General features: G+C 63.0%; 19 protein-coding genes. 7 read left to right on the top strand and 12 right to left on the bottom strand.

Annotation, left to right across the window (positions count from 1 at the left end; genetic code table 11):
• Window position 1: 1 nt before the first annotated feature.
• The 7 genes from IEX85_RS10065 to IEX85_RS10035 all read right to left on the bottom strand — a co-directional run bounded on the left by IEX85_RS10065 (window position 2) and on the right by IEX85_RS10035 (window position 8,766).
• Entirely contained in the window at window positions 2-613 is a 612-nt protein-coding gene (locus tag IEX85_RS10065) for a response regulator transcription factor (protein ID WP_188860449.1), read from the bottom strand.
• Window positions 610-2,169, bottom strand: coding sequence for a PAS domain-containing sensor histidine kinase (locus IEX85_RS10060; protein ID WP_188860448.1), 1,560 nt, complete (start codon window positions 2,167-2,169; stop codon window positions 610-612). The genes IEX85_RS10065 and IEX85_RS10060 overlap by 4 nt, the downstream gene beginning before the upstream one ends.
• 269 nt (window positions 2,170-2,438) lie before the next feature.
• A complete protein-coding gene (locus tag IEX85_RS10055; protein WP_188860447.1) occupies window positions 2,439-4,856 on the bottom strand; it encodes an EAL domain-containing protein in 2,418 nt (805 codons plus the stop codon).
• Window positions 4,857-5,102: 246 nt separating this feature from the next.
• Entirely contained in the window at window positions 5,103-5,918 is an 816-nt protein-coding gene (locus tag IEX85_RS10050; protein ID WP_188860446.1) for a class I SAM-dependent methyltransferase, read from the bottom strand.
• An 11-nt stretch (window positions 5,919-5,929) separates the two neighbouring features.
• Window positions 5,930-7,618 carry an AMP-binding protein gene (locus tag IEX85_RS10045; protein WP_188860445.1) on the bottom strand — a complete coding sequence of 563 codons (1,689 nt, stop codon included), beginning with the start codon at window positions 7,616-7,618 and terminating at the stop codon, window positions 5,930-5,932.
• A 46-nt stretch (window positions 7,619-7,664) separates the two neighbouring features.
• Complete coding sequence (locus tag IEX85_RS10040; protein WP_188860444.1) at window positions 7,665-8,276, bottom strand: peroxidase-related enzyme; 612 nt, start codon at window positions 8,274-8,276, stop codon at window positions 7,665-7,667.
• Window positions 8,277-8,352: 76 nt separating this feature from the next.
• A complete protein-coding gene (locus tag IEX85_RS10035) occupies window positions 8,353-8,766 on the bottom strand; it encodes a MerR family transcriptional regulator (protein ID WP_188860443.1) in 414 nt (137 codons plus the stop codon).
• Window positions 8,767-9,167: 401 nt separating this feature from the next.
• Between IEX85_RS10035 and IEX85_RS10030 the strand changes: the two genes are divergently transcribed.
• Complete coding sequence (locus IEX85_RS10030) at window positions 9,168-10,349, top strand: acetyl-CoA C-acyltransferase (RefSeq protein ID WP_188860442.1); 1,182 nt, start codon at window positions 9,168-9,170, stop codon at window positions 10,347-10,349.
• A 270-nt stretch (window positions 10,350-10,619) separates the two neighbouring features.
• On the opposite strand, the gene phhA is transcribed toward IEX85_RS10030, so the two are convergent.
• Window positions 10,620-11,420: a phenylalanine 4-monooxygenase gene (phhA, locus tag IEX85_RS10025; protein ID WP_188860441.1), complete on the bottom strand. Its 801-nt coding sequence runs from the start codon at window positions 11,418-11,420 to the stop codon at window positions 10,620-10,622.
• A gap of 66 nt (window positions 11,421-11,486) precedes the next feature.
• Complete coding sequence (locus IEX85_RS10020) at window positions 11,487-12,386, bottom strand: AraC family transcriptional regulator (RefSeq protein ID WP_188860440.1); 900 nt, start codon at window positions 12,384-12,386, stop codon at window positions 11,487-11,489.
• Window positions 12,387-12,522: 136 nt separating this feature from the next.
• On the opposite strand from IEX85_RS10020, the gene IEX85_RS10015 reads away from it, so the two are divergent.
• From IEX85_RS10015 to mmsB, 5 genes are all read left to right on the top strand, one after another.
• A complete protein-coding gene (locus IEX85_RS10015; protein WP_188860439.1) occupies window positions 12,523-14,016 on the top strand; it encodes a CoA-acylating methylmalonate-semialdehyde dehydrogenase in 1,494 nt (497 codons plus the stop codon).
• A 60-nt stretch (window positions 14,017-14,076) separates the two neighbouring features.
• Entirely contained in the window at window positions 14,077-15,234 is a 1,158-nt protein-coding gene (locus IEX85_RS10010) for an acyl-CoA dehydrogenase family protein (RefSeq protein WP_188860438.1), read from the top strand.
• Between the two features lie 178 nt (window positions 15,235-15,412).
• A complete protein-coding gene (locus IEX85_RS10005; protein ID WP_188860437.1) occupies window positions 15,413-16,189 on the top strand; it encodes an enoyl-CoA hydratase in 777 nt (258 codons plus the stop codon).
• Between the two features lie 9 nt (window positions 16,190-16,198).
• Window positions 16,199-17,296: an enoyl-CoA hydratase/isomerase family protein gene (locus IEX85_RS10000; protein WP_188860436.1), complete on the top strand. Its 1,098-nt coding sequence runs from the start codon at window positions 16,199-16,201 to the stop codon at window positions 17,294-17,296.
• An 80-nt stretch (window positions 17,297-17,376) separates the two neighbouring features.
• The gene (gene mmsB, locus IEX85_RS09995; protein ID WP_188860435.1) at window positions 17,377-18,267 is read left to right on the top strand and encodes a 3-hydroxyisobutyrate dehydrogenase; all 891 of its coding nucleotides are present in this window, start codon (window positions 17,377-17,379) and stop codon (window positions 18,265-18,267) included.
• A gap of 326 nt (window positions 18,268-18,593) precedes the next feature.
• Here mmsB and IEX85_RS09990 read toward each other — a convergent pair whose 3' ends face one another.
• Window positions 18,594-18,869, bottom strand: coding sequence for a hypothetical protein (locus IEX85_RS09990; protein ID WP_188860434.1), 276 nt, complete (start codon window positions 18,867-18,869; stop codon window positions 18,594-18,596).
• Between the two features lie 326 nt (window positions 18,870-19,195).
• On the opposite strand from IEX85_RS09990, the gene IEX85_RS09985 reads away from it, so the two are divergent.
• Complete coding sequence (locus IEX85_RS09985) at window positions 19,196-19,714, top strand: retropepsin-like aspartic protease family protein (protein WP_188860433.1); 519 nt, start codon at window positions 19,196-19,198, stop codon at window positions 19,712-19,714.
• Between the two features lie 168 nt (window positions 19,715-19,882).
• On the opposite strand, the gene IEX85_RS09980 is transcribed toward IEX85_RS09985, so the two are convergent.
• On the bottom strand, window positions 19,883-20,197 hold the full coding sequence (locus IEX85_RS09980) for an AzlD domain-containing protein (protein WP_188860432.1): 315 nt from the start codon (window positions 20,195-20,197) through the stop codon (window positions 19,883-19,885).
• Window positions 20,190-20,906 carry an AzlC family ABC transporter permease gene (locus IEX85_RS09975; protein WP_188860431.1) on the bottom strand — a complete coding sequence of 239 codons (717 nt, stop codon included), beginning with the start codon at window positions 20,904-20,906 and terminating at the stop codon, window positions 20,190-20,192. The genes IEX85_RS09980 and IEX85_RS09975 overlap by 8 nt, the downstream gene beginning before the upstream one ends.
• Window positions 20,907-21,087 lie beyond the last annotated feature (181 nt).

The raw sequence follows: 21,087 nt of genomic DNA, 5'->3' as shown, positions 1-21,087 counted from the left end.
GTTACCCGTCGAGCCGGCCTGCCATATTGACAAGCTCCGGCAGGCTGTCGGCCTGCATCTTGCTCATCACGCGGGAGCGGTGAACCTCAACCGTTTTCGGGCTGATGCCCAGGTCCTCGGCGATTTCGCGATTGGCCATACCGGCGACCACGAGTTCCATCACCTGCTTTTCGCGCCGGCTCAGGGTCTCGTGACGGCTGCGCAGCTCCGTCAGTTGCTTTTGTTGCTGTTGCAGGCTCTGGGCCTGCGCCAGGCCCTCGCGTACCCGGTGGAGCAGGGTCGCGTCGTCGAACGGCTTTTCGAGGAAGTCCATGGCGCCGTTCTTGATCGCGGTGACCGCCATCGGAATGTCGCCGTGCCCGCTGATCACGATCAGGGGCAGGGCGATGCCCCTTTCCTGCATGATCTGCTGCAGCGCCAGCCCGTTCAGCGTCGGCATGCGCACGTCCAGCAGCATGCAGCCGGGCGCACCTGTGTAGTGTTCAAGAAAGGACTCGGCCGAGGCGAAGCTCCGTACTCCGAGGCCATCGGATTCGAGCAGCCACTGCATCGAGTCGCGGAAGTCGTCGTCATCGTCAACGATAAAAACCGTTGCATCCGGTTGCTGTGTCATTTGCCATCCTGATGTCGTGACAGTTGCCGCCGATCGGCCGGCAATTGGAACTGAAACTGGGTGCCGTCACAGCCGTCGCTCTCGGCCCAGAGCTGACCGCCGTGGGTTTCGATAATGGTGCGGGAGATCTGCAGACCCATCCCGAGGCCGCCCGGCTTCGACGTGTAGAAAGCGTCGAACAGCCGTTGCAGGGTGTCGGCATCGATTCCCCCGGCCCGGTCGCTGACGATCACGTCGATACGGCCGTTGTCGCTGCGGGTTGCAATGGTAACCGGTCGCCGGGTCCTGTCACAATCCGCATAGGCCTCGATTGCATTGCGCATCAGGTTGAGCAGCACCTGCTCGATCTGGATGCGGTCGGCGCAGACCTTCGGATCCTCCGGGGCGAGCTCGAACTCGAAATCGATACCGTTGTCACTCGCTTCCTGGTTGAGGAAGCCGGCCACTTCGCGGCAGCTGTCATTGATGGAGAACTCGATGCGCTGATATTCGGTGCGGCGCACGAAACTGCGCAGGCGCTTGACGATCTCGGCGGCGCGGCGGGCCTGACCGGTGATCCGCTCCATGGTCTGCAGCGCCAGCTCCGGCGCCAGTTTCTGCTCCTCTTCGACGCGGCGCAGGGTGCCGCGGCAGTAGTTCAGAATGGCCGCCAGTGGCTGATTGATCTCGTGGGCGAGGCCCGTGGCCATTTCGCCGACCGAGAGCAGGCGCGACATGTGCGCCATCTCCTGCTGCTGGCGCTTGGCGGACTCTTCCGCCTGGCGCCTCTGGGTGATATCCCGGCCGATGACCGAGTAGTACTCGATACCGCCCAGGCTGCCGGGGTTGCGATGCGCGATCAGCTCGTGAATCTCGGCGATGCGCGGAGCTGCATCCGCGGGTAGCTGCATTGCGATACTGCCGTGCCAGATGCCATGACGGGCGGCATGCTCCAGTGCCGGTCGCAGCAGCTGTTCGTAGCTCTCGTCGCTGAACAGCTGCTGCAGGCCGAGCGCTGTCGCTCCGCTCAGGTGGCTGCCGAGCGTGGTCGAGGCCGCCTCGTTCAGGTAGGTCAGCTGCAGACTGTCGGCGGCGCAGAACATCACCATGTCGGAGCAGGCCTCGACCACGCGGGCCAGGCGCCGGGTCGCGAGCTGCGCCTGCTCGCGAGCGCTGACGTCGCGAGAAACGCAGATGATCTCGAGCGGCTGCCCCTGCTCGTCGCGGATGGTCCGGCTGGTGGTCTCGAGCCAGATGTAGTGGCCTTTCTTGTGGCGGTAGCGAAATACATTGGTATAGAGGCCGCCGCGGTAGCTGACCGAGGCGGTCCGCTTGATCAGGTTATCGGCGTCATCGGGATGGAACAGATCGTAGCCGCGGGTGCCGATCATTTCCTCGACGCGATATCCCAGCAGCTTTTCGACCGCGGGGCTGACATCGACGTAGGTCCAGTCCGGCGTCGGCCGGTGTCGCGAGATCATATCCGTCGACTGCTCCGCCAGCAGGCGGTAGCGATCGGCTTCGCGCCGGCAGCTTGCCAGTTCCGACTCCAGCGCCTGCTCTCGTGCTGTGGGCATGCCAGTGCTCTTCTGCTGTTTCTGTATACAATATCGCTAGTTTACCAAGAGAGGCGCAGGATTATCGATGCATCAGGCGCCGCAGACCTATCGCTGCGACGAGAGGGGATTGGCGCCGGGCCGTTTCGCCTGTAGGAGCCCGCTCTGCGGGCGAACCAGCGCAATCTCGCCCACCAAGTCGTCTCCTGAATCAGTGGGATGCAGCGTCCGAGTCGAAACGGGTCTGGATTGGGCGGCACAGGCGTTGCCTGCGCGGCAATTCGTGGGGGTCAGTGCCCGCTGGTGGTCGCCAGCCGGTCGCTGGAAGGCGGCATTGCACCACTGCCACTGCGGGCCAGCAGCTGCTCCAGGGGTTCGGGGCGATGCACGGCATAGCCCTGAACGTAGTCGACGCCGATCTCGCGCAACACTTCGATGGCATCGCCGTGCTCGACGAACTCGGCGACGGTGGCCTTTTGCAGGGCTTGGGCGGCATGGTTGATCGCCTGCACGATGGCCTTGTCCTCCGGGCTTTCGTGCACCCTGCGCACGAAGTTGCCGTCGATCTTGAGCAGATCCACCGGAAGGTTCTTGAGATAGCCGAAAGACGACAGGCCGCTGCCGAAATCGTCCAGCGAAACCTGACACCCCAACTCGCGTACGCTGGCGATGAATTCGAGGGCGTCGTGCAGACTCGTGACCGCCGCGGTTTCGGTGATCTCGAAGCAGATCCTGGGGCCTTTGAGGGCGGACTGTCGCAGTGTTCGGGTCACTTCTGCGCGAAATTCGGGACAGGCGATGGAGCGGGCCGAGACGTTGATATGGCAGGCGTCGATCCGCGCGAGCCGGTCCTGTTGGCGGGCCAGCAACTGCAGCGTGCGCGTCAGTACGAAACGGTCGATTTCCCCGATCAGGTTGTAACGCTCGGCGGCGGGCATAAAGGCGCCGGGAGGGTGCTCGATACCCTCGGCGTCGGTCAGGCGAACCAGCACCTCGAAGCGCTCGGGCCGGTCGCCATCCAGCGCCCGGATACGTTGTGCGAACAGACTCAGGCGGGCGTTGTCCAGCGCATCGCGGATGCCGCTGACCCACTCCATCTCGCGGCGCCGGTGTTCGGTGGCGCTGTCGCGCTCGAGGTAGAAATGGATGCGTGAGCGGCCACTGTCCTTGGCCATGTTGCAGGCGGTATCGGCCGCCTGCAGCACCGAGGTGCTGTCATGGCTGTTGCCGTTGATGGTGGCGAGCCCGATGCTGCTCGAGAGGCTGAAGTTGCGCCCTTGCCAGTGGAAACAGTAGTCCTTTATTGCCTGATGCAGCTTGCCCGCGGCAAGCCTGGCGCCATCGCCCGTGGTATCGTGCAGCAGCACGGCAAATTCGTCACCCCCGAGCCGTGCCAGCAGATCATGATCGCGCAGATGGTTTCGAAGTACCTGGGCCACCTGGCACAGCATATGGTCGCCGGCGATATGGCCGCAGGTGTCGTTGACGACCTTGAACTGATCCAGGTCGATGAAGGCCAGGGTATGCTGGCTGTCATTGGTGCGGGCATCCTGCACCGCCTGTTGCAACCGGAGTTCGAATTCCTGCCGGTTCCAGAGCCCGGTCAGGCCGTCGTGGCTGGCGCGATAGCTCAGTTCGTCCGATAGCTTGCGGGCATGGGTGATGTCTTCGACGATGGAAAACAGCCGCAGCCGGTCCCCGTCGCCGTCGCGCACCGACGATACCGTGAGCCGCGTCCAGAGGGTCTCGCCATCGCGGCTGATGTAGCGCTTGTCGTAGGTTTCGGAGCGGGAGACGCCGGATGTCAGCCGCTTCAGCGCTTGGTTGCTGCTGTCGATATCCTCGGCGTGGGTGTAACGTTGCAGTGGGGTGCCGAGAAGGTCCTCCCGGTCATACCGCAGCATACGGCAAAGGGCCTCGTTGACCTCGATGAAATGGCCGTCCGGGCCGACTTCGGCCATGCCGATGGCGGCCTGTTCGAATGCCGTATGGAACTTGCCTTCCGCTGCGTGCAGCGCCTCCAGCAGGCGCCGGCTGAGACGCCAGCTGAGCAGCACCAGCATCAGCATCGCCAGGGTGCTGGCGGCGATCAGCGCGCTGCGCAGCGCCCGTTCACCCTGGCGCAGCGAACCGGCAAAGGGCGACGGAGCCGGCCCCAGGGACTCGCTGATCGTACGCAACTCGGCGCGCTGACGCGCAATCAGCTCGGCGTCGAGTTCGGTCTGGCCGCGGGCGTGCACCACGTCTTCTATCAGCTGCTGCAACTGCATCAGTCGCGTGTCGCTGGCACGCCAGTTGCGCAGGGTCTCGGAAATGAAGGGCAGGCGGCTGAAATAGCGATGGGTCCAGATCAGGAGCTCGATATCGCTTTCTGAAATGCCGCCTGCCTGCAATGACTGCCGGGCCCGCTCGAGATCCGGCGGGTTCTGTTCCAGTGCTCGCCGGCCCTGGTAGTGGCCGAGGGGTACCGACAGAAACCGCAGTGCCTGGCGAAGGTCCTCGGGGGCGCCGGCTTCGGCGTAGCGGTCAGCGAAGAAAAGGGCGTTCTGATAGCCGCGGGACCAGAGGTTTTCGCCGCTGCTGAAGGCGCGCGTGCCCGACTGGATCAGCAGGGTGATCCAGATGAGCAGAATCGCGAGCAGCGCAATGGTGCCCAGTAATGCAAGAAGCAGGCGCGCAGCCCGCCGGCGGCGGCTGTTCAGGGCCATGCGATCCGTCCCGGCCGGCTGATGCGATCCTGGCCGCCGATCGTTTGCCTGTACGACAACATGAGCGCCATGTCGTCTCTCCTTTGTGTTCCGGCCGTCCTGTACTGCGCGACCCGATAGCCGGTATCTCGCCGCAGGTATCGCTGAGGGGGAAGCAGTACACTGGGGCCGGTTTCTCCATTCAGGGCTTGAGTATAGACATCCGCCCTGAAGTCTGCGCGCAAACGGGGCCGGGCGGAATCCGGATTATGCCGGCAGCCGGGCCAGCAGTTCGATGGCGGCAACCCGACCATCGCAAAGGTTTCGCAGCAGGTTGTCGGCGCGTTGCGGAAAGTCCGGGCCCAGTATCCAGCGCGGCGAAACCGGGGCCTTCGCCGCTCGGGCCGGATCGCGTTCCTTGGTTTGCTGACGCTGGCGCCAGTCGAGCGTATTGGCTGTGAGGTCGCGGCACTCGATGATTTCGAAGCCCGCACAGAGCAGGCGCTGCTGCAGGCGGCTGCTGTCTTCGAGATGGGAGTCGCGGGGGCTGTCAGCCCAGGGGACGGGGTAGTGCAGCGGGCCGGGGGAGCGACCCTGCACCAGTTCGTGCAGCAACAGATGACCGCCGGGCTCAAGGACCCGTGCACATTCGCGCAGAACGCCGGCGCTGTCGGGCATGTTGAGCAGGCTGTGCTGCATCACCAGGGTATCGAAAGCCTGGTCGGCGAAGGGCAGGGCTGCCGCGTCGCCGGTGCAGAGCGCCGGCGCCCGTGATTGCCGGCGAATATCGCCAAGGCCGCGGTTCAGGCGGTTGTAGGCATGGCACAGGTCGATGCCGACGACCCGGGTATCGGGCAATTGCGCCAGCAGGTGCAGCAGGCCGCCGCTACCGGCGCCAATGTCGAGAATGCAGCGGCTTCCGAGCCGCTGCACCCGCTCGCACAGACTGAGCGATGCCCGGATGCCGCCGGTATGAAGCTGATCGACCGGTGCCAGTTGCCAGGCGTCGGCACCCTGCGGATAGGCGTTGCGAAGTCGCTCAAGCAGGGTGTCGATACTCAGGTGGCGATGGTAGTGCTCCATGCCCGATGCCGTCAGTCGTCGAGTCCGAGTTCCTTGATGGAGATTTCGCGCATCTTGAACTTCTGGATCTTGCCGGTCACGGTCATCGGAAATTCCTCGACGAACTTGAAATAGCGCGGAATCTTGAAGTGCGTGATCTGGCCCTTGCAGAATGCCCGCAGTTCGTCCTCCGTTACCGGGTCGGCGTCGGTGCGCAGCTTGACCCAGGCGATCAGCTCCTCGCCGTACTTCTTGTCGGGCACGCCGGTGACCTGGACATCCGATACCGCCGGGTGGCTGTAGAGAAACTCCTCGACTTCCTTCGGGTAGACGTTCTCGCCGCCGCGGATCACCATGTCCTTGATACGACCGACGATCTGGATGTAACCCTCTTCGTCCATCGTCGCCAGGTCGCCGGTGTGCATCCAGCCGTTTTCGTCGATGGCGTCGCGGGTCGCCTCTTCGTTGTTCCAGTACTTCAGCATGACGCTGTAGCCACGGGTGCAAAGCTCGCCGATCTCGCCACGGGGCACCACGCCGCCGGTTGCCGGGTCGATGACCTTGGACTCCAGGTGAGGCTGTGTGCGGCCGACCGTCGTGACGCGTTTGTCGAACGGGTCGTCGGCGGCGGTCTGGGTCGAAACCGGGCTGGTTTCGGTCATGCCGTAGGCGATCTGGACTTCCTGCATATGCATCTTCGAGTTGACCGCCTTCATCACTTCGGACGGACAGAGCGACCCCGCCATGATGCCGGTGCGCAGAGAGCTCAGATCGTACTGCGCGAAGTCCGGATGTTCGAGCTCGGCGATGAACATGGTGGGAACCCCGTACAGCGCGGTGGCGCGCTCTTCGGCCACCGCGTCCAGCACCGATTTCGGCTCGAAGCCTTCGCCTGGGTAGATCATGGTGGCGCCATGGGTCATGCAGCCGAGGTTGCCCATGACCATGCCGAAGCAGTGGTACAGCGGGACCGGGATCACCAGCCGGTCCTGGTCGGTGAGCTTCATGCTTTCGGCGACGAAATAGCCGTTGTTGAGAATGTTGTGGTGGGTGAGGGTAGCGCCTTTCGGGAAGCCGGTGGTGCCCGAGGTGTACTGGATGTTGATCGGGTCGTCGAACTGCAGGCCTGACTGCGCTTCTGCCAGGCGTGCTTCGTCGGTGCCGTCGGCCTGCTCGATCAGGTCGTCCCAACGCCACATGCCGTCATAGGGCTGCTCCGCCAGATTCACCAGAATCTCGAGGTGCGACAGCTTGGCGGCCTTGAGCTCTCCCGGCGCAGCCGCTTTCAGCTCCGGCGCCAGCTCGTACAGCATCTGGGTGTAATCGGAACTCTTGAAACGTTCGGCGATTACCAGCATCCGGGCTTCGGAGTGGTTCAGCGCGTATTCGAGCTCATGCAGGCGGTAGGCCGGGTTGATATTCACCAGGATGGCGCCGACCTTGGCGGTGGCGAACTGCAGTGTGGTCCACTGCGCATTGTTCGGCGACCAGATACCGACGCGGTCTCCCTTGCGGATACCGACCGCCAGCAGCGCTCTGGCGCAGCGGTTGACCTGTTGCTGAAATTCGCGATAGCTCCAGCGAATGCCCTGGTGACGCACGATCAGGGCGTCATTGTCCGGGTAGGTCGCGGCGATCTGATCGAACTTGTCGCCGATCGTCATGCCGATCAGGGGTTTGTTGCTGGTGCCACTGCTATAGCTGGGAAGCGCATTAGTCATCGAGGAGACCTCTTGTTGTTATGCCCAAGACGTTTATGGTGGTGATTCAGGTGCCATGGCGCCCGCGATGGCGGGCGTGGTATTCGGAATTGGGTTGCATCTCGACCGCGCCCGCCAGGCGGTTGGTCATGTTGTAAAAGCCGGTGAGGCTGGCGATGTCCCAGATCTCGGCGTCGCTGAAGCCGGCATCGCGCAGTTGCTGGCGTTCGGCTTCGCCGACGCGATCGGGGTGTTCGGTCAGGTGCACGGCGAAGTCGAGCATGGCTCGCTGCCGCGGACCAAGGTCGGCGACGCGGTAGTTCATCATCAGCTGCTCGCCGAGCTCTGGATTTCCCGAGTACTCGCGTACCGCCGCGCCGTGGGCGGTCAGGCAGTAGTAGCAGCGGTTCACGGCCGACACCGCGACCGCGATCATTTCGCGCTCCAGCGGGCTCAGCCCGCCGTCGCCCAGCATCAGTTCGTTGTAGAAGCGGGAAAAGGCTTCGAGCTGGCCGGGGTTGTGGCTGTAGGCGGTCAGTACGTTGGGAACGAGGCCGAGTTTCTCCTCGCATTTGTCGAAGTAGCGCTGCAGATGCTCCGGCAGTGTCTGCCGCGGCGGAACGACGAGGTCGAGCGCCGTCAGATCGCTGTTGGTACCGCTATTTCCGGTCTGCGCCATGGGTTGTGCCTTCCTGATGGTGGGCCCTGTCGCTGGGGGAGCCCTTTGTTTTTGTTTTCCATCAGGCAATCTGCGCTCAGGCGACCGAGTCTTTTGTGGCCTGGCCGTGCCGTTCCTGCAGCTCCTCGCGGCAGCGTTGTTCCACGCTGTCCAGCTCGCGTTGCATCAGTTCGATATCCTTCAGTTGTTGCTCCAGCACCGCGCGCCGCTCGGTAATCCGGGTCAGCAGTAGCTGCAGCTGCATCTCGCTTCCGCTGGTCGTGTGATCGTAGAGCTCCAGTAGCTCACGGCACTCGTTAAGCGAAAACCCGAGCCGCTTGCCCCTCAGGATCAGTTTCAGGCGAACCCTGTCCTGGCGGCTGTAGATCCGGGTCTGGCCGCGACGCTGCGGCGACAGCAGGCCCTGATCTTCGTAGAAGCGGATGCTTCGGGTGGTGATATCGAACTCCTGCGACAAATCGCTGATGGAGTAGGTTGTTTCGTCAGTCATGCATCTGAGCTCCGAGATTAATGTATGTTTACGTAAACGTAAATATGTATCTAACAATAGCTGAAATTTTAACCTGCCCGACATCTTTTTTTTAACTATCTGAAATATATAAATTTTCGCTTGAATGCAGCGCAAGCGCCGGAAGTGATGCTCAAACTAAGGTCGTAAGGGTATGTCTGTATTGGTGGGCTTTGCCGATCCGCAGCGGCGGGGGACGGGTGTTCGTGGTCCGGCCTCGATGCGTTACCGGAGCAATGGAAGTCGTCTGTGTTTCGAACCTGCGTCTGCCCGAGCGGGTGATGCCGGACTGTGGATGCGGCGGAAGCGGTAGCCTGGCGGATTTGGCCTGTGCTATGCTTCAAATCATAATAATTGACGTTTACGTAAACTGAGGTGCTGCTATGAGCCAGGATTCGGTCGTGATTGTCGGTGCTGCCCGTACCCCGATGGGAGGAATGATGGGCAGTCTGTCTTCGGTGCGTTCGCCAGAGCTGGGCGCCGTCGCCATCAGGGGGGCGCTCGAGCGCGCGGGCCTTGAGCCTGCCGACGTCGACGAGGTCGTGATGGGCTGCGTGCTGCCTGCGGGGCTGGGGCAGGCGCCGGCGCGCCAGGCGTCGCTGGGCGCCGGAATTCCGGTGTCGGCGGGCTGCACCACGGTTAACAAGATGTGCGGCTCCGGCATGAAGGCTGTAATGCTGGCGCACGACCAGATCCGTGCCGGCTCCGCACAGGTGATGGTGGCCGGCGGCATGGAAAACATGAGCCAGGCGCCCTATCTGTTGCCGAAAGCGCGCGAAGGCATGCGTATGGGGCACGGCAAGGTCATCGATCATATGTTCTGCGATGGTCTTGAGGATGCCTACAAGGGAGGGCTTATGGGCACCTTCGCGCAGCAATCGGCCGACCGCTTCGAAGTCAGCCGCGAGGCCATGGACGACTTTGCCATCGCATCGCTGGAGCGGGCGCGGCATGCCATCGAATCCGGCGCCTTTGTCGATGAGATCGAGCCTGTGACGGTAACGAGCCGCGCCGGCGAAACCCGGGTCGAAACCGACGAGCAACCCGCCAACGCCCGGCCGGACAAGATTCGCGGCCTGAGACCCGCCTTCGCCAAGGACGGAACGGTAACCGCGGCCAATTCCAGCTCGATCTCCGACGGCGGCTCGGCGCTGGTATTGATGGCAGAAGCCGAAGCACGGCAGCGCGGACTTGCGCCGATGGCGCGGATCCTTGCCCACTCCACCCACGCCCAGTTGCCGGAGGAGTTCACCATCGCGCCGATCGGCGCCATCGAGAAGGTGCTGGACAAGGCAGGCTGGACGCGCGAGGAGGTCGATCTTTACGAGATCAACGAAGCCTTCGCGGTCGTCACCATGCTGGCGATGCGCGAGCTGGAGCTCGATCATGCCCGGGTCAACGTCAACGGTGGCGCCTGCGCCCTGGGTCACCCGATCGGCTCGAGCGGTTCACGCATTATCGTGACGCTGCTGCATGCCCTCAAGCAGCGCGGACTGAAAAAAGGCGTGGCCTCGCTCTGTATCGGCGGCGGTGAAGCGACCGCGGTGGCGGTGGAGTTGCTTTAGCCACCCTGGTGGGAGCCGCGTCCCTGCGGCGAAGTTTGTTGAACATCGCACCGGCTTATTCGCGGCGAGGCGCCGCTCCCACGGGTCAGGCGGAGTCTCCATATCGTGGGAGCCGCGCCCCCGCGGCGAAGCTTTTGTTGTTGCTCAGGGCCTTCGCGGCGAGGCGCCGCTCCCACGATCGGGTGTTGCCATGTGGGAGCCGCGTACCCAAACTTACGGGTACTTCCCCGCGGCGAAGGGGGCTGGCGCGGCAGTTGGTTGTACTGCTGATCACCCGGCGCGCTTGTCGTCGGTATCGAACCGGGGCGGGCGCAGTCCCAGTGCCCGGGCCTGCTGCACCACGGCCATCAGGTCCATTTCGGCGATTTCGTACAGCTCGGCAATATCGTCGATGACGAAGTAGATTGGCTGCATGATATCGATACGATAGGGCGTGCGCATCACCTCGAGGATGTCGAAAGGCTTGCGCTCCGGCAGCGGGCTGTTGACCGCGTATTCGGTCTCGCCGGGGGACGAAAGGATTCCGCCACCGTAGATCCGAAGTCCCTGTGGGGTGTTCAGCAGCCCGAACTCGACGGTCATCCAGTACAGCCGGGCCAGAAAGACCCGTTCCTCCTTGCCGGCCGCGTAGCCCAGACGTCCGTAGGTATGGGTGAAATGGGCGAAAGCGGGGTTGGTCAGCAGCGGGCAGTGGCCGAAGATCTCGTGAAAGATATCGGGCTCCTGTAGATAGTCGAGCTCGTCGCGGCGGCGGATGAAGGTGGCGACCGGAAACTGCCGGTTTGCCAGCGCCTGGAAAAAGGAATCGAAGCTGATCAGTGCCGGTACCGCTTTCAGCGACCAGCCGGTGGCGGCGCGAAGTCTGGCGCTGACCGCTTCGAGCTGCGGAATTCGACGTCGCGGCAGGTCTAGCCGTTCCAGGCCGGCCAGGTACTCGTCGCATGCCTTGCCTTCGATAGCCTTCAGCTGGCGCTCGATAAGGATGCGCCAGATGGCGTTTTCCTCTGCGCTCCATTCGATGTGGCCATCGGGTCCCGGCTTGTGGGAGACATACTTGCTGCCCTTGCCCATCTGCAACACTCCTCTTCAGCCCTCTACATCAAGCTTAGGCCAGCGCCGGCGGCGGGGGTTCCTCGATCAGCCTTTGTACCCCAGGTCCCCGACCCGCAGGCGACGGTATTCGGTCGGCGAGATGCCCATGGATTTCTTGAAGATGCGCGAGAAGTAATAGGCATCCTCGTAGCCCACCGCCCAGGCGATCTCGTTCACGCCTTTGGTCGTGACGTCCAGCAAATGGCAGGCGCGCTCGATCTTGAGATGGATGAAGTGGCTGATGGGGGTGGTGCCGGTCAGTGCCTTGTACTTCTTGATGAAGTGGTACTTGGACAGGCTGACGGCGGCGGCCAGGGTTTCGACGTCGAGCTGCTCGTGCAGTCGCGCCTGCATCAGACTATGTACCCGCTCGAGATCGAGGCTGTCGTCCGCCTGGCGCCTGGCAAGCGGGCGTAACAGCGCAATATGTGTCAGGAGCTGTCGCAGTTGATTGGCGCAGTGGACGAAGGCGTCGAGCTGATGACTGGCCTGACGGGCATCCAGCAGGGCTTCGAAATCGGCCACCAGCCGGGAGTGCAGGCCCAGCGGAATAAGTGGCGACTGCGGGTCCGGGTCGAGTGCGGCGATGAAGTTGTCCGCCTGCGGGCCATCGAAGTGTATCCAGTAGATGCTCCAGGGCGCGGCCTCGTCGGTATGGTAGCGATGGCTGCGTCCGCGGGGCAGCAGTACCAGGTCGCCTGCGCGAACGGTACGGGATTTGCCGTCGGTTTCGAGCTGGCCGCGGCCTTCCAGACAGTAGATCAGCAGGTGATCATCGTGCTGCGCACGGTGCATCCGGTGGCCCCGTGCATGCTGATAGTAGCCGATGCCGAGGGGGTAGAGCTCGGCGCTCAGCGGATGCTCCGAAAGCGCCTTGACGATGCGCCGCGGCATCACGAAACGGATACTCTCGACCGATAACGGCCAGCTCGATGGTTGGCTCATGCTGCATGCCTAGGGGTAATCCTGTACTCTTCAGCAATATAGTCCATCAAGTGCGCAAGATTATCAATCCGTGCCGGTCCGGGGCTGTGTTACAAATTCAGCAACCCCAAAAACAATGATAAGCAGGTGACGAGCAATGACACAGACTGTCCCCCTTCTGATCGGCGGCGAGATGATCCAGAGCGAAAGCCGGAATCTGATTCCGGTGACCGATCCGGCGACCCAGGCGGTAATCGCGCAGGTCCCCTGCGCCACCGAAGCCGAGGTCGATCGCGCCGTGGCCAGCGCCAAGGCGGCGTTCGAGAGCTGGAAGGAAACGCCGGTCTCCGAGCGCGCCCGCCTGATGCTGCGCTACCAGGCACTGCTGAAGGACAACCACGACGAGATCGCCACCATCCTGGCGAAAGAGACCGGCAAGACCTTCGAAGACGCCAGGGGGGATGTCTGGCGCGGTATCGAGGTCGTCGAGCACGCCTGCAATATCGCCTCGCTGTCGATGGGCGAAACGGTCGAGAACGTCGCCCGCAAGATCGACTGCTACAGCTACACCCAGCCGCTCGGCGTTTGCGCCGGCATCACACCGTTCAACTTCCCGGCCATGATTCCGCTGTGGATGTTTCCGATGGCGATTGCCTGCGGCAACACCTTCGTGCTGAAGCCGTCGGAGCAGGATCCGCTGACGCCGATGCGTCTGGCCGAGCTGTTCCGGGAAGCCGGCGCGCCGGACGGTCTGCTGCAGGTGATTCACGGCGGCAAGGAGCAGGTCGATCAGCTGCTGCACCATCCGGATATTCCGGCGATCTCCTTCGTCGGCTCCGTCGCAGTCGGTGAGCATATCTACCGTACCGGCACCGACAACATGAAGCGCGTTCAGGCTTTTGCCGGCGCCAAGAATCATATGGTGATCATGCCCGACGCCCAGAAGCAGCAGGTGATCAACAACCTGGTCGGCGCTTCGGTCGGCGCCGGCGGCCAGCGTTGCATGGCGATCTCGGTCGCGGTGTTCGTTGGCGAGTCGCGCAAGTGGATTCCGGAACTGCGCGAGGCGATGGCCCAGGTGCGCCCGGGACTGTGGAACGATCCGGAAGCCGGCTACGGTCCGCTGATCAACCCCCAGGCCAAGGAGCGCGTGCTGCGGTTTATCCAGGAAGGCAAGGAAGCCGGCGCCGAGTGCCTGCTCGATGGCAGTGAGTGCGTGGTACCGGACGCGCCGGACGGCAACTGGGTCGGGCCGACGCTGTTCACCAGGGTCACGCCCGAGATGTCGATATACCGCGAGGAAATCTTCGGTCCGGTGCTGGTCGCCATCGAAGCCGAGACCCTCGACGAGGCAATCAGGCTGATCAACGAGAACCCTTACGGCAACGGCACCTCTATCTTCACCGCCTCCGGTGCCGCCGCGCGCAAGTATCAGCACGAGATCCAGGTCGGTCAGGTCGGCATCAACGTGCCGGTGCCGGTGCCGCTGCCGTTCTTCTCCTTCACCGGCTGGCGCAAGTCCTTCTACGGTGACCAGCACGCCTACGGCAAGCAGGCGGTCAAATTCTATACCGAGACCAAGACCGTGACCGCGCGCTGGTTCGAGGACGATATCGCCTCGGGTCCGAACATGACCATCGCGCTGAAGTAATACACTAGAGTACGGGGGAGGGTATCGCCTTCCCCCGCTATTCGGACCGGGGTAATAGCTATGGACTTTGAACTGAATGAAGATCAGGTGGCCTTCGCCGACATGGCGCGGGCTTTCGCCGAAAACGAACTGGCACCCCATGCCGCCGAATGGGACCAGCAGGCGCACTTTCCGGTAGATGTGCTGAAGAAGGCCGGCGAGCTCGGCTTCTGCAGCCTGTATACCGCGCAGGAGCATGGCGGCATGGGTCTGAGCCGGCTCGACTCCCATATCATTTTCGAGCAGCTGGCCATGGGCTGTACCTCCACCACCGCCTATCTGACGATCCACAATATGGTGACCTGGATGGTGGCGACTTTCGGCAGCGACCTGGTTCGCGACCGCTATGCCGGTGAGCTGGCCAGCGGCGTCAAGCTCGGCTCCTACTGCCTCACCGAGCCCAATGCCGGCTCCGATGCCGCCTCGCTGAAAACCAGCGCCCGCCGCGATGGCGACCACTACATCGTCAACGGCAGCAAGTGTTTCATCTCCGGCGCCGGCAGTACCGATGTGCTGGTGGTGATGGCCCGGACCGGCGGCGAGGGTGCGTCGGGCATCTCGGCGCTGGTGATCGACGCCGACAGCGCCGGTATTTCCTACGGTCGCAAGGAAGACAAGCTGGGCTGGAACTGTCAGCCGACGCGCATGATTACCTTCGAGGACGTGAAAGTCCCGGTGGGCAATCTGCTCGCCAGCGAAGGCGAGGGCTTCAAGCTGGCGATGAAGGGGCTCGACGGCGGTCGTCTGAACATCGCCACCTGTTCGCTCGGCACCGCCCAGCAGGCGCTTAACGAGGCGCGCGATTACATGCTCGAGCGTCGCCAGTTCGGCAAGCGGCTGGCGGATTTTCAGGCGCTGCAGTTCAAGCTCGCCGATATGGCGACCGAACTCGTCGCCGCGCGCCAGATGGTGCGTCTTGCCGCCAGCAAGCTCGACAACGGGCACGGCGATGCCACCACCTACTGCGCCATGGCCAAGCGATTCGCCACCGACGTCGGTTACCGGGTCTGCGACGAGGCGCTGCAGCTGTTCGGCGGTAACGGCTATATCAAGGAGTATCCGCTGGAGCGCTATCTGCGCGACAGCCGTGTGCACCGCATACTCGAAGGCACCAACGAAGTGATGCGACTGATCATCTCGCGCCGGCTGCTGAGCGAAGGCGCGGCCGAACTGCTTTGAATGCAGCGGTATTAATCCGGAGGATTAATTCATGAAGCAAAGAGGCTTCATCACCGGCCGCAGGACAATGCGAGCGTCACAGAAACCAATATGTACGCGCACCTGCGCCCGTTTCTTTGACGCGACGTGCATATAGGTAGGGAGCCTGGTTGCACGCGAGATTAACAGGAGAGACAGGATGAGTGACGCTTTGATTTGCGATCGTCGGGGCCATGTGGCGCTGGTGACCATGAACAACCCGCCGGCCAACACCTGGACTGCGGCGAGCCTCGGCGAGCTGAAGGCGCTGGTGGAAGCACTGAACGCCGACCGCGATATCTACGCGCTGGTGCTGACCGGGCAGGGGGAGAAGTTCTTTTCCGCCGGCGCCGATCTCAAGCTGTTCGCCGACGGCGATCTCGCCGTGGCGCGCGATATGGCGCGCCGCTTCGGAGAAGCCTTCGAAACCCTGAGCCGGTTTCGCGGCGTCTCGATCGCGGCGATCAACGGTTTCGCCATGGGTGGCGGTCTCGAGGTCGCGCTGGCCTGCGATATCCGCATCGCCGAAGCGCAGGCGCAGATGGCACTGCCGGAAGCCAAGGTCGGCCTGCTGCCCTGCGCCGGCGGCACCCAGAACCTGGCGCTGCTGGTGGGAGAAGGCTGGGCCAAGCGCATGATCCTCTGCGGCGAGCGTATCGATGCCGCCTGCGCCGAGAAGATCGGCCTGGTGGAGGAGGTGGTCCCACAGGGACAGGCGCTGGAGCGCGCGCTGCAGCTGGCGGAGCAGGTCGCTGCGCAGAGCCCCGTGGCGGTGGCGGCCTGTAAAACACTGGTACAGTCGAGCCGCAGCCGTCCGCTGGATCAGGGCTACATTCTCGAGCGCGAGCTGTTTGTCGACCTGTTCCACAGCGAGGATCAGCGCGAAGGGGTCAACGCCTTCCTCGAAAAGCGCAAGCCCGAATGGAAAAACCGCTGAGGAGGCATGATGAGCGCCGTACTTTTTACCGAACATCCGACCGCCGACGGTCACCTGATCGGCGAGATCCGCCTTAACGCCGAACGTTCGCTCAATTCGCTGACGCTGGAGATGATCGACCTGATCCAGCCGCAGCTCGACCGCTGGCGTGATGATAAGCGCGTGGTGGCGGTGCTGCTCGACAGCGAGGGCAGCAAGGCGTTCTGTGCCGGCGGCGATATCGTCAATCTGTACAAGGCAATGTCCGGCGGTGACGCGGATTTTCTCGAGCAGTTCTTCGGCCGCGAGTACCGGCTGGATTACTGCCTGCACACCTATGCCAAGCCGGTCATCTGCTGGGGCAGCGGTATCGTCATGGGCGGTGGCATGGGGTTGATGAACGGCTGCAGCCACCGGGTGGTCACCGAAACCTCCCACCTGGCGATGCCTGAGGTGACCATCGGCCTTTACCCGGATGTCGGCGGCAGCTGGTTCCTCAACCGCATGCCCGGCGGCACTGGTTTGTTCCTCGGCCTCACCGGCAATCCGGTCAATGCCCGCGATGCGCTGTTCCTGGGGCTTGCCGACCGGGCGGTGCGCGCCGATCTGCGCGACGGTCTGGTGGGCCGGCTGGCCGCCGAGGACTGGTCCCGCGATGCCGGCGGTACCGTCAGCCGGGTCCTGCGCGAACTCGAGAGCGAGTCGCGGCCGGCGTTTGCCGGGATGGCGTCGCCGATTCGCGATCACTTCGACCTGGTTCGCACCCTGACCGATCACGACAGCGTGGAGGACGTGGTCGCGGCGCTGCTGGCCCTCGATACCGAGGACAAGTGGGTCAGGCGCGCGCAGAAGGCGGTACGCAACGGCAGTCCGCTGTCGCTCAGGCTGATCGCCGAGCAGCTCGGGCGCTGCCGTCATCTGTCGCTGCGCGAGGTGTTTCAGCGGGAATTCGAGCTGTCGGTACAGTGCTGCCGTTACCGGGAAGTGCGCGAAGGCGTGCGCGCGCTCCTGATCGACAAGGACAACAACCCGGACTGGACTTTCAAGTCGGTGGGCGAGGTCGATGAAAACGTTCTTGCCGGGCTGTTCGCCAGCCCATGGGACGACAACCCGCTGGCGGATCTGTGAAGCCGTAACAGCCTGCTAAACATCAACCGGCGCCCGGCGCTGTCAGACGTTGGGCTCCGCGAACAAGAAGGATAATAATCATGGCTACGATCGCATTTATCGGACTGGGCAACATGGGTGGCCCCATGGCCCACAACCTGGCCGCGGCCGGGCATCGGGTACAGGCCTTCGACCTGTCGGAGCAGGCGCTTGCCCATGCCGTCGAAGAAGGCTGCGTGCAGGCGGCCAGCGCTGTCGACGCCGTCAGAGAGGCGGAATTCGTCATCTCCATGCTGCCGGCCGGGGTGCATGTCGAAAGCCTTTACGTATCCGGCGCCGAGCCGCTGCTCGACGCCATCGACCCCCGCGCGCTGATCATCGACTGCTCGACCATCGAGGCGGAAGTGGCCAAGCGGGTGGCGAAAACCGCCGCCGACCGCGGTCTCGACTTTATCGACGCGCCGGTATCCGGCGGTGTGGGCGGCGCCCAGGCCGGCACCCTGAGCTTTATGGTTGGCGCGTCCGACGAGCAGTTCGGGCGTGCCCGGCCGGTGCTGGAAAAAATGGGCAAGAATATCTTCCATGCCGGCGATCACGGCGCCGGTCAGATCGCCAAGGCCTGCAACAACATGATGCTGGCGATTCTGATGACCGGTACCTGCGAGGCGCTGAACATGGGGGTCAAGAACGGCCTGGACCCGGCCGTGCTGTCCGAAATCATGAAGCAGAGTTCCGGCGGCAACTGGGCGCTGAACGTCTACAACCCCTGGCCCGGTGTCATGGAAAGCGCGCCGGCGTCGCGTGACTACGAGGGCGGATTCCAGACCAACCTCATGTTCAAGGACCTGGGGCTGGCGATGGAACTGAGCCAGCAGAGCGCCTCGCCGATACCGATGGGCTCAGCGGCCCGCGCGCTGTTCAGTCTGCACAAGGCCAAGGGCAATGGCGCTCTGGACTTCTCCAGCGTGCTGAACCTCTATCGTGAGGAATGACACCGGCAAGTGGCGAGTGGCGAGTGGGTGCCGGTGGCTCGCTTTAACTGTCCACCGGGAACTCACAACTGTTAGTTCGCCAAATAAAAAGGTTCATCGCGGATTAGCGGGAAAGTGCAGTGAAAGTTACCGGCCGGCCATCATTCGAAATTCGATCACCTTAGAAGCACGTCTTTCCCGCGAACGCGGAAATCCATAAACACCGGGAACTGCTGGCTGCCCGCTTACGCGGGGATGACGACAAAAAAGGCCGGACACCCGTTTCCGGGGCCGGCCGAAGTTCACAAGAACAACAAGTCAATCGATAAAGAGGTTCGGGCAGCGTCTTAGCTGGCCTGCAGTGCCGGCTGGGTGAATGCCGGCTGGGTGAATGCCGGCTGAGCCTGACGGCGGAAAATCCTGGACAGAAAAGCGCGTACGATCTTGGCACGTTCGGAGCGTGCGGCCGCGATCAGGTTTTCCACGTTAACTTCGCCAACAGATGCGAAATGCTGAATCTGATATTCGTGAAACATTACTTTGTGCCTCGGTGTCACGGTTTCGATTGCCTGCAAATTCGACGTGGTCCCCAAACCATCGGCTCCTAAGAGCTCAGCAATCATTTGATGGACGCCATCTTACGGACAGCACTGAGTTGACTCAAGCGACAGTTTTTCAGCAAATAGATTAGAAATATTCATCAATAATTCGGCGTGAGGCATGCGGCCTTCGATCCTGTATGGGATATATGCCCGCATTTAGAGGGTTTGGGCCTGTAAACTGAGCGTTTCTACGAATCGCTCTCAACAGACTTTATTAGATTGCTTCAGCTTTTATCGTGCCGGCGTCCCTTCTGGACTGTTCCTTGCTTAATTCGCTGTTTGTCAGGCCCTTGGGGTGCCGAATGGTCCGGGCTGAACTTTTGCCGCGCTCAGTTGCCTCTACTGGCATGAATATTCCCGACAATCGTCCGCGCAGGGCCGGACGCCTGATGTGGTTTGCCGCCTGGTTGTCGTTGCTCGGCGTGCTGGTGCTAGGCTTCGAGTTCTGGCTGGAGCGCCAGTACAACCCCAATAGCGAGCTCGCCGCGATCAGCAGCGAAGGGCCGGCCGAGGTGGTGCTGCAGCGTAATCGCGCAGGTCACTACATCGCGCCGGGACTGATCAACGGTCAGCCGGTTCAGTTTCTGGTCGATACCGGCGCGACCCGTATCAGCGTACCGGAAGGTCTGGCACAGCGGCTGGGACTGAAGCCGGGTTTCGCGTCCCGCGTCACCACCGCCAATGGCGTTGCCACGGTTTTCGATACCCGCCTTAGCGAAGTGCGTCTGGGCTCCATTCGGTTGCACGATGTGCCGGGTAACATCAACCCGGGCATGCCCGGGGATATGGTGCTGCTGGGAATGAGCTTCATCAAGGATCTGGAGCTGGTGCAGCGCGGCGATACCCTGACCCTGCGGCTGCACTGAGACGCTTCGTGAGGCGCAGACAGAAAACGTGGGAGCGGCGCCTCGCTGCGAATTGCGAAGCTGCTGTCGTAGGGTGGCCTGAGCGCAGCGAACGCCACCGGGTTCCAGGGTGCCGAATCGTATCCCCGTTCTGCAGATGAGGCCGACGAGGATAGTGGATAACCGGGCTTACAGCAGCCAGCGTGCAGCTGCGTACACCAGCAGTCCCACCGCCACGGTGGCGAACAGCTGTCGGCTGAAATACGCGGTTACGCCGGCTGCGACGGCCGCGAGCAAATAGGGATTGCCGGGGCTGGCGTCGATCTCACCGTTCCGCACCAGCGTGGTCTGGGCGATGATGGCGCTGAGAACCGCAATCGGCACGAAGCGCAGCGCCTGTTCCAGCAGCGGTGGAATCCTCACCCGTCCCGCCAGCGCCAGCGGCAGGTATCGCGGACCGAAAGTGAGCAGCGCCATACCCGCGATCAGCAGTGCTTCATTCATACGACGTCTCCCGTGTATTGCTGGCCGCCCGGCGCTCCAGCACCACGCCGATGGTGATGGCCACCAGGGCGGTGAACAACAGACCGCTCTGGTGCGGCCAGTCATGGGTCAGCAGTGCGCAGACGCCGGCGCAGAGGGCGCAGGCCCACTGGGCACGACTCTGCAGCGCCGGCACCACGATGCCGATGAACGCGACCACCATGGCGACGTCCAGCCCCCAGTCGGTCAGGTTCGGAATCTGCTGCCCAAGGCTGATGCCGAGCCAGGTGCAGAATACCCAGTTGCCGTACATCGCCAGCCCCGAGCCGCAGTAATACCAGGGCAGGCCTTTCAGCTCCGGGTCCTGGCCGATGCGGTTGGTGACCACCGCGTAGGTTTCGTCGGTCAGCCAGAAGGCCATCTGTGCCCGCAGCCGCTGCGGCAGGCCGCTGACCCAGGGCATCAGGCTGGCGGCGTAGAGCATGTGCCGCAGGTTGACGACGAAAACGGTCAGCAGTATCACCGGCAGGGCGGCGGCGCTGGCGACCAGGGTGACGGCGATGAACTGCGCGGAGCCTGCGAAAACGAACAGCGAAATCGCCAGCGTCGCCCATTCGGACAGACCGTTGTTCATGGCCAGGGCGCCGTAAACGATGCCGAAGGGAATCGCCGCGAGAATAAGGGGCAAGGTGTCTCGGGCACCGGTCAGGAAGAGTCGTGCGGGTGTCATGGGGTTCCGTCAAAGTTGAATGCGCAATCCAGTATAGGAGCCGGGGAGGCTGCGGGCTTGGACGATCTTGCGCAGGCGTCTCAACCCCTGAGGATACCGTTCCTGTATTGTCCCGGCGTGATGCCAGAGGTGGGTTTGCTGATGGCCGTTTGAAATGCCGGTTCGGGTGATGCTGTCGCCG

This window comes from Marinobacterium nitratireducens, from assembly GCF_014645375.1.
Lineage (GTDB): Bacteria > Pseudomonadota > Gammaproteobacteria > Pseudomonadales > Balneatricaceae > Marinobacterium_A > Marinobacterium_A nitratireducens.
This window is presented reverse-complemented; position numbering and strand designations above follow the sequence as displayed.